This window comes from Blastococcus deserti (assembly GCF_042682525.1).
Lineage (GTDB): Bacteria > Actinomycetota > Actinomycetes > Mycobacteriales > Geodermatophilaceae > Blastococcus_B > Blastococcus_B deserti.
Map to the genome: position 1 here is coordinate 36176 of NZ_JBHUHP010000030.1, position 11918 is coordinate 48093.

Consider the following 11918-nt stretch of genomic DNA (forward strand, 5'->3'; position numbering starts at 1 on the left):
TCAGTGGTTGAGGATCTTGGACAGGAAGTCCTTCGCCCGGTCCGACTGCGGGTTGGTGAAGAAGGTCTCGGGGTCGGCGGACTCGACGATGCGGCCGCCGTCCATGAACACCACCCGGTTGGCCGCCCGGCGGGCGAAGCCCATCTCGTGGGTGACGACGATCATCGTCATGCCCTCGCCGGCCAGCGAGGTCATGACGTCGAGGACCTCGTTGATCATCTCGGGGTCCAGCGCGGACGTGGGCTCGTCGAACAGCATGACCTTCGGGTCCATCGCCAGGGCGCGGGCGATGGCGACGCGCTGCTGCTGCCCGCCGGAGAGCTGGGCCGGGAACTTCTCCGCCTGGGCGCCCACGCCGACCCGGTCCAGCAGTTGGCGGGCCCGCTGCTCCGCCTCGGCCTTCGACTTCCCCCGCACCTTGATCGGCCCCAGGGTGACGTTCTCGAGGATCGTCTTGTGCGCGAACAGGTTGAAGCTCTGGAACACCATGCCGACGTCGCTGCGCAGGCGAGCCAGCGCCTTGCCCTCCTCGGGCAGCCGCTGGCCGTCGATGGTGATCTCGCCCTTGTCGATGGACTCCAGGCGGTTGATGGTCCGGCACAGGGTCGACTTGCCCGACCCGGAGGGCCCGATGACCACGACCACCTCGCCGCGGGCGATCTCCAGGTCGATGTCCTGCAGCACGTGCAGGTCGCCGAACCACTTGTTGACGCCGGACAGGCGGACGAGCGGTTCTCCGTTCGGACGGCTGGTCACCCCAGGGACCCTAAGGGCCACGGGGGACGACGCGTGATCGCGGCGATCACGAAGGCGTAACGAAGGGGCCGGTTGCGGGCCGGAATCCCGGCTCCCCCGGGGCCGGGACGGCGCGCCGTACCCTCGCTGCTGTCATGAGCAGCCCAGCCCAGGCCCCCGTACCGCGCACCTACCGGGTGCGCACCTACGGGTGCCAGATGAACGTCCACGACTCCGAGCGCCTGTCCGGCCTGCTCGAGGCCGCCGGCTACACCGCTGCCCCGGAGGGCAGCGACGCCGACGTCGTCGTCCTCAACACCTGCGCCGTCCGGGAGAACGCCGACAACCGGCTCTACGGCAACCTCGGCCACCTGCGACCGGTCAAGGACGCGCACCCCGGCATGCAGATCGCCGTCGGCGGGTGCCTGGCGCAGAAGGACCGCGGCGAGATCGTCCGCCGCGCACCGTGGGTCGACGTCGTCTTCGGCACGCACAACGTCGGCTCGCTGCCGGCGCTGCTCGAGCGGGCCCGGCACAACGCCGAGGCGCAGGTCGAGATCGCCGAGTCCCTCGAGGACTTCCCGTCCACGCTGCCGGCGAAGCGGGATTCCGCCTACTCCGGCTGGGTGTCGATCAGCGTCGGCTGCAACAACACCTGCACGTTCTGCATCGTCCCGGCGCTGCGCGGCAAGGAGAAGGACCGCCGTCCGGGCGAGATCCTGGCCGAGGTCCGGGCGCTGGTCGACCAGGGCGTGCTCGAGGTGACCCTGCTCGGGCAGAACGTGAACGCCTACGGCGTGGAGTTCCGCGACCGCGGCGCCTTCGCCGACCTGCTCCGCGCGACCGGGGCGATCGAGGGCCTGGAGCGGGTGCGGTTCACCAGCCCGCACCCGCGCGAGTTCACCGACGACGTCATCGAGGCCATGGCCGGGACGCCGGCGGTCTGCCACCAGCTGCACATGCCGCTGCAGAGCGGGTCGGACGAGGTGCTGCGCCGCATGCGCCGCGGTTACCGGCAGGAGCGCTACCTGGGGATCATCGACCGCGTGCGCGCCGCGATGCCCGACGCGGCGATCACCACCGACATCATCGTGGGCTTCCCGGGCGAGACCGAGGACGACTTCGAGCAGACCCTCGACGTCGTCCGGCAGGCGCGCTTCGCCAGCGCCTTCACCTTCCAGTACTCGAAGCGGCCGGGAACGCCGGCGGCGGAGATGGACGGCCAGCTGCCGAAGGACGTCGTCCAGGAGCGCTACCTGCGGCTGACCGCGCTGCAGGACGAGATCAGCTGGGCCGGGAACCGGGCGCAGATCGGCCGGAAGGTCGAGCTGCTGGTCGCCGCGGGGGAGGGGAGCAAGGACGCGCAGCGCGGCCGGTTCTCCGGGCGGGCGCGCGACGGCCGGCTGGTGCACTTCACGGCGGCCGACGGCGTCCGGCCGGGCGATGTCGTGGAGACCGTCGTGACCCAGGCGGCGCCGCACCACCTGGTCGCCGACGGCCCGCTGGTGTCCCACCGCCGCACCCGGGCCGGCGACGCGAGCGAGGAGGGCGTCACGCCGTCGACACCGGGGGTCCTCCTGGGCATGCCGCGGATCGGCGTGCCGGCCCCCCTGACGGCCGCCCCCACCTGCTGACCCGCGGTTCAGCTTTCGGTACCGAAAGCTGGATCAGCGGCGGGAGGCGGACTTCTCGGCCTCGGCCAGCCACTCGCGGCGGGTGGCGAGGTTGGCCCTCGCCTCCTCGATCCGCCGGGCGTCACCGGCGGCCTCCGCCTTGGCCAGCTGCTCCTCGGCCTTCGTGACGGCGGCTCGCATGGACGTCACCATCGGGTTCTCCGGAGCGGTCCGGGCACGGCTGGTGTCGGCGGCCCCGCGCACCTTCTGCTCCACCGCCTGCATCCGGTCCTCCAGCGACCGCATGACACCGCGGGGCACGTGCCCGATCGCGTCGTAGCGCTCCTGGATCTTGCGCAGGGCGTTCTGGGCCCCCCGCAGGTCGGTGGAGGGGTCGAGCTTCTCCGCCTCCGCGAGCAGCTCCTCCTTCGCCTGCTGGTTGGCCAGCTCCTCACTGGTGCGCTTCTTGTCCGACTCCGCGCGGGCGGCGAAGAACACGTCCTGGGCGGCCCGGAACTGCTTCCACAGGTCGTCGTCACCGTCGCGCCCGGTGCGGGGCACGGCCTTCCACCGGTCCATCAGCGACCGCATCGCGGCGCTCGTGGGGCCCCAGTCGGTGGAGGTGGACAGCTGCTGCGCCTCGTCGATGAGCTCCTGCTTGGCGGCGCGGGCCTCGCTGCGCTGCGCGTCCAGGGACGCGAAGTGCGCCCCCCGGCGCCGGCCGAACGCGTCCCGGGCCGCGGCGAACCGGCTCCAGAGCGCCTCGTCGGTCTTGCGGTCGATGCCGCGGATCTTCTTCCACTCCTCGACGATCGCCTTCAGCCGGTCGCCGGCCGCCTTCCACGCGGTGGACTCGGCAGCGATCTGCTCGGCCTCGGCGGCCAGTGCCTCCTTGCGCGCGACCTGTGCGGCGCGGGCAGCGGCCTTCTCCGCGCGGAACTCGGCGGTGGCGGAGTCCGCCGTGGCCACCATGGCGCGCGCCCGGGCGGCGAGCCCGTCGAGGTCCCCGACCGCGGCCGCGGTCGGGATCGTCTCCGCGAGGCCCTGTGCCTTGGCCCGGATATCCGAGGGGTTGCCCGTGTGGGCCTTCAGCCGCGCCTCCAGCAGAGCGACCTCCGTGGCCAGGTCGTCGTACCGGCGTCCGTAGTGCGCCAGCCCGGCCGCCGGGTCGCCGGCCTGCCAGGAGCCGACGGCGCGCTCGCCGTCGGCGGTGCGCACGTAGACGGTGCCGTCATCGGCGACGCGCCCCCACTGGGCGGGGTCGCTGGCCGGGACGTCGACGGCCGGCTCGGCCGTGGCGGTCGGGGCCGGCGAGGGCTGGGAGGCCTGGGGGGGAGCCGGCCGGGGGGCCATGGGCCGCGGCCTCGGGGGAGCCGGAACCGGCGCGTCGGCCGTCGGGTCGGCCACGGCGGCGTCACCGGGAGTGGACGCCTCCGGGGTGCCCGCCAGCGGCGTCACCGCCTCCGACCCGCCCGACTCCGGTGCGGGGGCCTCGGCCGGCAGCGCGCCGGCCGCCTCCGGGACCACCGTCTCCGCGTTCTCCGCAACCGGCGGAGAGTCCTGCTGCGCCCCGTCGCCGGGGGTGTCCGTGCTCGCCACGTCGGCAGTGTCCCACGTCGCATCCGGGAGACTGGTCGGCGTGAGTGCCCCACCGGAAGGACCGCCGCCGCCCGGAGCCCGCGCGGCGGCCGCCGTTGCGTTCTGCCCCGCGCCGCCGCTCCTGCTCCCGGCCGTGGAGGGGCGGGCCGACTACGCGACGACCGCGCTGCGCAGCGCCTGTGCCACCGCGGTGGCCGAGATGCTGGCTGTCCGCCCGGAGGTCGTCGTCGTCGCCGCCGACGGCGCGGCCCCCGGTGAGCGCTTCGGAGCCGGTGACGGCGGCGACCTGCGCGGCTTCGGGGTCGACGTCGCCGTCCCCTTCGAGGGGCGGGTGCGCCCGGGCGGCCGGCGGGTCCCGACGGGGCACGCGCTGGCGGCGTGGCTGCTCGACCAGGCCGGCTTCGCGGGGACGCGGGTCGGCGTCGGGCCGGCCGACCTGGGTCAGCTGGCCCGCGACCTGCCGGCTCCGGTCGGGGTCCTCGCCATGGGCGACGGATCGGCGCGGCGCAGCGTCAAGGCCCCGGGATACCTCGACCCGGCAGCGGGCCCCTTCCCCTCCGGCGTCGCCCGCGCGCTGGCCGCCGGGGACGCCGGGGCCCTGGCCGCGCTCGACCCGGCGGAGGGCCGGCGGCTGCTCGCCGCCGGCGTGCCCGTCTGGCGGGCGGTCGGCGCCGCCTTCGCGGGCCGGTCGGTGACCGGGCGCCTGCACGCCGACGACGCGCCGTTCGGGGTGGGCTACCTGGTGGCCTCGTGGGTCGTCGCGTGACCGCGCCCCCGGTCGTGGCGGTGGTGGGACCCACTGCCACCGGCAAGACGGCGCTGGCCGTGGCGCTGGCGCACCGCCTCGGCGCAGAGGTGGTGAACGCCGACTCCATGCAGCTCTACCGCGGCATGGACATCGGCACCGCCAAGCCCGACCTCGCGGAGCGCGACGGCGTCCCGCACCACCTGCTGGACCTGTGGCACGTCCGCCAGACCGCGTCGGTCGCGGAGTACCGGCAGCGCGCCCGCGCGGAGATCGACCGGCTCCGCGCGGCCGGCACCCACCCGCTCCTCGTGGGCGGATCGGGCCTGTACGTGCGCGCCGTCCTCGACGAGCTGGACTTCCCCGGGACCGACCCCGCGGTGCGGGCCCGGCTCGAGGACGACCTGGCCACCGTGGGGCCCGCGGCCCTGCACCGGCGACTCGCGGGCCTCGATCCGGCTGCCGCCGCCGCGGTGCTGCCGAGCAACGGACGGCGGATCGTCCGCGCGCTGGAGGTCATCGAGCTCACCGGCGGGCCGTTCCGCGCCCGGCTGCCGGCGCCCCGGCCGCACTATCCGGCCGTGGTCGTCGGGCTGGACCGCGACCCGGCCGACCTGGACGAGCGGGTCGCCGTCCGGGTGGACCGGATGTGGGCCGCGGGCTTCGTCGAGGAGGTGGCCGCGCTGGCCGCCGACGGCCTCCGGGAGGGGCCCACGGCGTCACGGGCGCTCGGGTACGCGCAGGTGCTGGCCCAGTTCGACGGGGAGCTGACCCCCGAGCAGGCCCGGGAACGGACGGTCACCGCGACGCGGCGGTTCGTGCGCCGGCAGCGGTCGTGGTTCCGCCGTGACCCGACGATCGGCTGGTTCGACGCCGGTCGCCCCGACCTGCTCGACGCCGTCGCCGCGGTGATCACCGCCCGTACGATCGAGCGGTGAGCGCGGAGTCCTCGACGGTGTCCCCCCGCGTGCTGATCGGGCACGGCACGGAGAACGACTTCGTCGTGCTGCCCGACCCCGACGGCGCCGTGTGGCCGGAGGACCGGCTGGACGGCGCGCTCGTGCGCCGGCTCTGCGACCGGCGCGCCGGCCTCGGCGGCGACGGCGTGCTGCGCGTCGTCCGCAGCGTGCACGTGCCCGATGCCCCCGACGTCCTGGGCGAGGACCTCGCGCGCTGCGAGTGGTTCATGGACCACCGCAACGCCGACGGCTCCACCGCCGAGATGTGCGGCAACGGCATCCGGCTGTTCCTGCACGTGCTGGTCACCGAGGGCCTGCTCGACCGGGCCGCCTGCGAGGCCGGAGTCCTGGTCGGCACGCGCGGCGGTCCGCGGCGGGTGGGTGCCACCGCGGACGGCGGCTACTGGGTGGACATGGGTCCGGCGCGCGAGTTCGGCACGGGGACGGCGCAGCTGGCCGGGCAGGCGTTCGAGGGCCTGGCCGTGTCGATGGGCAATCCGCACCTGGCCTGCCTCACCGGCACCGACATCGACGCCCTGGACCTCACCGGCACGCCGTCGTTCGACCGCGGCCTCTTCCCGGAGGGCGTCAACGTAGAGCTGGTGAACGTGCTCGAGCCCGGCACGCACGTCCGGCTGCGGGTGGTCGAGCGCGGGGTGGGGGAGACCCGGTCGTGCGGCACGGGCGCGTGCGCCGCCGGCTACGCGGCCCTCGTCGCAGCGGGGCGGACCGAGGGGACCGTGCTCGTCGACGTCCCCGGGGGCCGCCTGTCGGTGCAGGTGGCCCCCGGGTCGACGGTGCTCACCGGCCCCGCCGTGCTGGTGTCGGCCGGGGTCCTCTGCCCGGAGTGGCTCGCGGGCTGACCCCCTCAGGCGTCGTCCGGGGTGTCGGCTCGCGTCTCGGGCTCGTCCGTGGGCGCCTCGGGCTTGTCGGCCGGCCCGACGTTGCCCGTTCCGCGCGGCTCCCCGCGGCCGGTGTCCTGGTCGGCCCCGCCGAGCGGGTTGCGCGACGGGCCGCCCAGCCCCACGGGGTCGCGGCCAGGGTCCTCGATGTCGCTGTCCGCGCCCAGGCTGCTCGATCCGGTCTCGCTCATCAGGACCTCCTCCTCGAGAGACGGTGTCCCCGGGGCCCTACCCGGCGGCCCGCGGGATGCACGCGGGCTCCCCGTGCGTTGTACCGGGCGATGCGATCAGAGATGCAGTTGCGAACAACTCAGGTGCCTCACGAGGAGGCACGTGCCACGCTGGAGACGATGACGACAGCACCCGACCGTTCCCCGTTCGAGCCCGCGCTCGACGCCTCACCCCGTCTCGCCCCCGCCGGCCAGTGGGACGAGCCCGACGAGGACACCACCGGCTCCTACGCCCTCGAGGCCAGGGGTGCCCTGAGGCGGGTGGCGGGGCTCTCGACCGAGCTCGCCGACGTCACCGAGGTCGAGTACCGGCGACTGCGCCTGGAGCGCGTCGTCCTGGTCGGGGTGTGGACCGAGGGCACCCAGGCCGACGCCGACCGGTCGCTGGCCGAACTGGCGGCTCTGGCCGAGACGGCCGGCTCCCAGGTGCTGGAAGCGGTCAGCCAGCGCCGGGACAAGCCCGACGCCGCCACCTACGTGGGCTCGGGCAAGGCCGGCGAGATCCGCGACATCGTCGCCGCGAGCGGTGCCGACACCGTGATCTGCGACGGCGAGCTGACCCCCGGCCAGCTGAACCAGCTGGAGAAGATCCTCAAGGTCAAGGTCGTCGACCGGACGGCGCTGATCCTCGACATCTTCGCCCAGCACGCGAGCAGCCGGGAGGGCAAGGCGCAGGTCGAGCTGGCCCAGATGCAGTACATGCTCCCGCGGCTGCGCGGGTGGGGTGAGTCGCTGTCCCGGCAGGCCGGTGGCCGGGTCGCCGGTGGTGGCGGGATCGGCACCCGCGGGCCGGGTGAGACGAAGATCGAGACCGACCGGCGGCGGATCCGCTCGCGGGTCAGCAAGCTGCGCCGCGAGATCGCCGGTATGGCCACCGCACGGGCGACGCAGCGGTCCAGCCGGGACCGCAACGCGACCCCGAGCGTGGCGATCGCCGGTTACACCAACGCCGGCAAGTCCAGCCTGCTCAACGCGCTGACCGGCGCCGGGGTGCTGGTGGAGAACGCGCTGTTCGCCACCCTGGACCCGACGGTCCGGCGCGCCCAGTCGCCGGACGGTCGCGAGTACACCCTCACCGACACCGTCGGGTTCGTCCGGCACCTCCCGCACCAGCTGGTCGACGCCTTCCGCTCGACGCTGGAGGAGGTGGCGGCCGCCGACCTGCTGCTGCACGTGGTGGACGGCTCCGACCCCGACCCGCTGGGCCAGATCGAGGCCGTGCGCGTGGTCCTCGGCGAGATCGACGCGGCATCGGTGCCGGAGCTGATCGTCGTCAACAAGGTGGACGCGATGAGCGAGGACGACATCCTGACCCTCCGCCGGGCCCTGCCCGGTGCGGTCTGGATCTCGGCCCGGACCGGCACCGGCATCGAGGCCCTCCGGGAGCTCATCGCCACCCGGCTGCCGCGCCCGGACGTCGACGTCGAGGTCCTGGTGCCGTACGACCGCGGCGACCTCGTCGCGCGGGTGCACCGGGACGGCGAGGTGCTCAGCGAGCGCCACGAGGACGGGGGCACCCGGCTCACCGCCCGGGTGGACGGCGGCCTGGCCGCCACGCTGGAGCAGTTCGCCGTACCGGTGGCCTGACCCCTCCGGGGGCGACCAGAGCGGCCGGGTCACGATCAGGTCACGGGCCGGTACGGTGGCCGGGTGACGAGCGGCGTGCTGCGGGCCACGGGGCTGCCCGGCCCGGCCCGCCCCGTCACGACCGGCCGGCCGCAGCGGTGGCTGCTCGTCCTGGCGCTCGTGGTCGGTGCCGTCGTCACGGCCGACGTCCTGAACCGGGGGCCGCTCGAGCGGCTGGACCTGCGGGCCGCCGAGGTGGTCGGCGGCTGGGGGCTCCGGGACTCCGCGGCCTTCCCCTTCGTCTGGTCGGTGACCCAGGTGGGCGGACGGGTGACCATCCTGGCCGTGCTGGCCGTGCTCGTCGGCTACCTGGTGTGGCGCCGGCGGACCTGGCTGCCACTGGTCCGGGTCCTCACCGCGCTGGCCCTGCTCACGCTGGTCGTCTACGGGATCAAGTACGGCACCGGCCGGACGGCGCCCGCGTACCCCGGGGTCTTCCTGTTCCACGAGGACGGGGCGTCGTTCCCCTCGGGACACGTGGCCAACGCCGTCCTCATGTGGGGTGTCGCCCGGTGGCAGGCCGTCGAGTACGGGCTCCCGCTCGCCGTGCAGCGGACCCTGTGGGTCCTCAGCGTGCTGGGGCCGCTCGTCACGGGGCTGGCGATGGTCTCCCTGAACTTCCACTGGGTCACCGACGCCGTCGTGGGCGGGGCCGTGGGCATTCTGCTGTTGGGCGTGGTTCACGCACTGGATGCAGCTGTTCTGTCACGCTGGGTACGTGCCCGGGGCCGGCAGACCGCGTAGCGGCGTGCGGGGACGGCTGCTGGCGGCCGGGGGAGCGCTCGGTGCCCTGGTCGTCCTCGGCTCCGCGGTGCCTGCGGCAGCTCTGCCCCCTGCCGATGTGCCCCCTGCCGACGTGCCCCCTGCCGACGTGCCCGCTGCCGCCGAGGACGCCGCGGCGGCGCCGACCGTGCAGTGCCAGATCACCGAGCCGGGTCTCGCCGAGCTGTCGGGGCTGGTCGCGGTCGGGGACCGCGTCCTGGCGATGAACGACGGCGGCGACCGGGTCGCCGTCCACCTGCTCGATCCCGCCTGCCAGGTCATCGACGTCCACACGGCGGCGGTGGACCCCTACGACCCGGAGGACATGGCGGTCGCCGCCGACGGGACCGTCTGGCTCGCCGACACCGGCGACAACACGGCCACCCGGACGACGGTGGCCCTGCTCGCCCTGCGGCCCGACCGCACGACGGCCGTGTACCGGTTGACCTATCCGGACGGGCCCCATGACGCCGAGGCGCTGCTGCTCTCCCCCGACGGGACCCCGTACCTGGTCACCAAGGAGGTGCTCGGCGCCAGCGGCGTGTACAGCCCGGCGGCAGGGCTCGTGGACGGCGGAACCGTCGCGCTGGCGAAGGTGGCCACGGTGAACCTGACCTTCACCGGTACGCCGGGTGGGCCCGTGGGCCAGGCCGGACAGCTCCTGGTCACCGGAGGGGCGGTCGCGGCGGACGGGCGGCATCTGGCGCTGCGCACCTACACCGACGCCTACGTCTGGCCCTTGACCGGCAACGACGTGGTCGGTGCACTGGCCGCGACGCCGGTGCGCATCGCACTCCCGGAGTCGCCACAGGGCGAGGCGATCAGCTTCACCGCGGACAACCTGGCCCTCCTGGTCGCCAGCGAGGGTCTGCCCAGCGACCTGACCCGGGTGCCGCTGGCCACCGAGGTCGCGGCGCCGCCCACTCCGCCGGTCGGCCCCGTCCCGAGGTTCACGGATCTCACCAGCTCGGGCCTGTCCCCGATCACGTCGGCCCTGATCGCTGCGGCCGTCGCCACGGTCGTCGTGTGGGTCGCGGGCAGGCTGCGCCGCAGGCCCTGAGGCGTGGCCCCGTCCGGAGGCTCGCCGCGAGCGTGCGAGCGGTGAGAGGGACGGGGTCCTCTCTCAGACGCGGCGGAGGACGCTGACGACCCGGCCCAGCACGGTGGCGTCGTCGCCCGGGATGGGCTCGTAGGCCGGGTTGTGCGGTAGCAGCCACACGTGACCGTCACGACGCTTGTAGGTCTTCACCGTCGCCTCGCCGTCGATCATGGCGGCAACGATCTCGCCGTTCTCCGCGGTCGGCTGTTGGCGGACCACCACCCAGTCGCCGTCGCAGATCGCGGCCTCGACCATCGAGTCACCGGTGACCTTGAGCATGAAGAGGGTGCCCTCGCCGACGAGCTCGCGGGGGAGCGGGAAGACGTCCTCGACCGCCTGCTCGGCCAGCACCGGACCACCGGCGGCGATCCGGCCGACGAGGGGCACGTAGGTGGGGGCCGGGGTCTGGGCGTCGTCACCCAGCCCCACCTCGACCATCGGGGCCACGGTGTGCGGGGAGTCGCCCGGGAGCCGGACGTCGAGCGCGCGGGGCCGGTTCGGGTCGCGCCGCAGCCAGCCCTTCTTCTGCAGAACCGACAGCTGGTGGGCGACCGACGACGCCGACGACAGGCCGACCGCCTCGCCGATCTCCCGGACCGAGGGCGGGTATCCGCGCCGGTCGATCGAGTCGCGGATGACCTCGAGCACCCGGCGCTGGCGCTGGGTCAGCCCGTCACCGTCGGCGCCCCGGTCGGGGAACGACCGGACGGCGGCCGTTCGGGTGCCCGCGGGGGCGTCCCCGGACGCCTTGCGACCTCCTGAGCTCCCGCTCTTGTCCGCCACGTCGCCTCCTCGTCCGCCGCTCGCGCAGCGCGTGTGTCCGTGGGACGGACGGTAGCGCGTCGCGGCCCGTCGATCAAACACGTGTTCGAAGTTGCGACGTGTCCGGTCGCTTTCGTCGGACCTGTCCGGTAGACATCGAACAGCCGTTCGATTCGAACAGGCGTTCGACGATCCGCGCAGGTGGCGAGCAGGGGAGACCGGTCATGGGGTGCGTGCGGCAGGCCGTGCTGGAGTTCGACGAGGAGATCCAGGTTCCGTGGCGGCCCCGGCTGGTGTCGGTGCCCGATGCGGGCGACGCCGGCCCGGCGCGCCGGCCGCCGGTGTCCCGCTCGCGACGGAGCCCCTCCCGGGTGGGCGTGTGCCGGCCGACCGTGCCTCCGGTCGTCCCGGCCGGCCGGGCGCGAGAGGTGGTGGCGCCTCCGGGTGGTCACGCCATCGCGGCGGGGTCGCCGTCGGCAGGTCGGCCGCCGGCGCGGCGGCATCCTGGTCCCGGCCCCGCGCCGGCGGGAGCGGTGCGACTGACCCGCCGGGCCCGCCGGCTGGCCGTGGTCCTGGCCGTCGCGGCGGGGGTGGCCCTCGGTTCCTGGCTGGGGCCGCTGCTCAACGGTGGCGCGGAGGGTCTGCGCCTGGCCGGGGAGAGCAGCGTGGTCGTGCGCCCGGGTGACACCCTCTGGTCCATCGCCTCCTCCGTGGCCGGGGGCGCAGACGTGCGCGCGGTCGTGGACGAGATCCAGCAGCTCAACGGCCTGGACGGCACCCAGCTGCTGCCGGGTCAGGCCCTGGTGCTCCCGTGAGCCGAAGCGGCGCCGGCACTCCCGGCCCGGCCGTGCGGCCGCACCCGCCCGGTGTCCGGCGTGAGGAGCCG

The 11918-nt window shown here is 74.8% G+C and carries 12 protein-coding genes; 8 read left to right on the forward strand and 4 right to left on the reverse strand.

Annotation, left to right across the window (positions count from 1 at the left end; translation table 11 throughout):
* Positions 1-756: an amino acid ABC transporter ATP-binding protein gene (locus tag ACFSHS_RS20060; RefSeq protein WP_376879996.1), complete on the reverse strand. Its 756-nt coding sequence runs from the start codon at positions 754-756 to the stop codon at positions 1-3.
* A 134-nt stretch (positions 757-890) separates the two neighbouring features.
* Here ACFSHS_RS20060 and miaB point away from each other — a divergent pair, with 134 nt between their 5' ends.
* Positions 891-2369 (forward strand): tRNA (N6-isopentenyl adenosine(37)-C2)-methylthiotransferase MiaB, encoded by a 1479-nt coding sequence (gene miaB / locus ACFSHS_RS20065; protein WP_376879999.1) that lies wholly within the window; start codon positions 891-893, stop codon positions 2367-2369.
* Between the two features lie 33 nt (positions 2370-2402).
* Here the strand turns inward: miaB and ACFSHS_RS20070 are convergent, their stop codons facing one another.
* Positions 2403-3947 carry a DUF349 domain-containing protein gene (locus ACFSHS_RS20070; protein ID WP_376880001.1) on the reverse strand — a complete coding sequence of 515 codons (1545 nt, stop codon included), beginning with the start codon at positions 3945-3947 and terminating at the stop codon, positions 2403-2405.
* A gap of 40 nt (positions 3948-3987) precedes the next feature.
* Here ACFSHS_RS20070 and ACFSHS_RS20075 point away from each other — a divergent pair, with 40 nt between their 5' ends.
* The 3 genes from ACFSHS_RS20075 to dapF are packed head-to-tail and all read left to right on the forward strand — an operon-like array spanning position 3988 to position 6514.
* Entirely contained in the window at positions 3988-4713 is a 726-nt protein-coding gene (locus ACFSHS_RS20075) for a class III extradiol ring-cleavage dioxygenase family protein (RefSeq protein WP_376880003.1), read from the forward strand.
* The gene (miaA, locus tag ACFSHS_RS20080) at positions 4710-5630 is read left to right on the forward strand and encodes a tRNA (adenosine(37)-N6)-dimethylallyltransferase MiaA (protein ID WP_376880005.1); all 921 of its coding nucleotides are present in this window, start codon (positions 4710-4712) and stop codon (positions 5628-5630) included. The genes ACFSHS_RS20075 and miaA overlap by 4 nt, the downstream gene beginning before the upstream one ends.
* Positions 5627-6514, forward strand: a complete 888-nt coding sequence (gene dapF / locus ACFSHS_RS20085; protein WP_376880008.1) for a diaminopimelate epimerase — start codon at positions 5627-5629, stop codon at positions 6512-6514. Before miaA ends, dapF begins: the two co-directional genes overlap by 4 nt.
* Before the next feature lie 5 nt (positions 6515-6519).
* Here dapF and ACFSHS_RS20090 read toward each other — a convergent pair whose 3' ends face one another.
* Entirely contained in the window at positions 6520-6744 is a 225-nt protein-coding gene (locus ACFSHS_RS20090; RefSeq protein WP_376880010.1) for a hypothetical protein, read from the reverse strand.
* Positions 6745-6903: 159 nt separating this feature from the next.
* Between ACFSHS_RS20090 and hflX the strand changes: the two genes are divergently transcribed.
* From hflX to ACFSHS_RS20105, 3 genes are all read left to right on the forward strand, one after another.
* Positions 6904-8370, forward strand: a complete 1467-nt coding sequence (hflX, locus tag ACFSHS_RS20095; RefSeq protein WP_376880012.1) for a GTPase HflX — start codon at positions 6904-6906, stop codon at positions 8368-8370.
* A 63-nt stretch (positions 8371-8433) separates the two neighbouring features.
* Positions 8434-9153: a phosphatase PAP2 family protein gene (locus tag ACFSHS_RS20100; RefSeq protein ID WP_376880014.1), complete on the forward strand. Its 720-nt coding sequence runs from the start codon at positions 8434-8436 to the stop codon at positions 9151-9153.
* Between the two features lie 4 nt (positions 9154-9157).
* A complete protein-coding gene (locus tag ACFSHS_RS20105) occupies positions 9158-10231 on the forward strand; it encodes a hypothetical protein (RefSeq protein ID WP_376880016.1) in 1074 nt (357 codons plus the stop codon).
* 63 nt (positions 10232-10294) lie between these two features.
* Here the strand turns inward: ACFSHS_RS20105 and lexA are convergent, their stop codons facing one another.
* Positions 10295-11053 carry a transcriptional repressor LexA gene (gene lexA, locus ACFSHS_RS20110; protein WP_376880019.1) on the reverse strand — a complete coding sequence of 253 codons (759 nt, stop codon included), beginning with the start codon at positions 11051-11053 and terminating at the stop codon, positions 10295-10297.
* A gap of 203 nt (positions 11054-11256) precedes the next feature.
* Between lexA and ACFSHS_RS20115 the strand changes: the two genes are divergently transcribed.
* The gene (locus tag ACFSHS_RS20115) at positions 11257-11847 is read left to right on the forward strand and encodes a LysM peptidoglycan-binding domain-containing protein (RefSeq protein ID WP_376880021.1); all 591 of its coding nucleotides are present in this window, start codon (positions 11257-11259) and stop codon (positions 11845-11847) included.
* Positions 11848-11918: the final 71 nt, after the last annotated feature.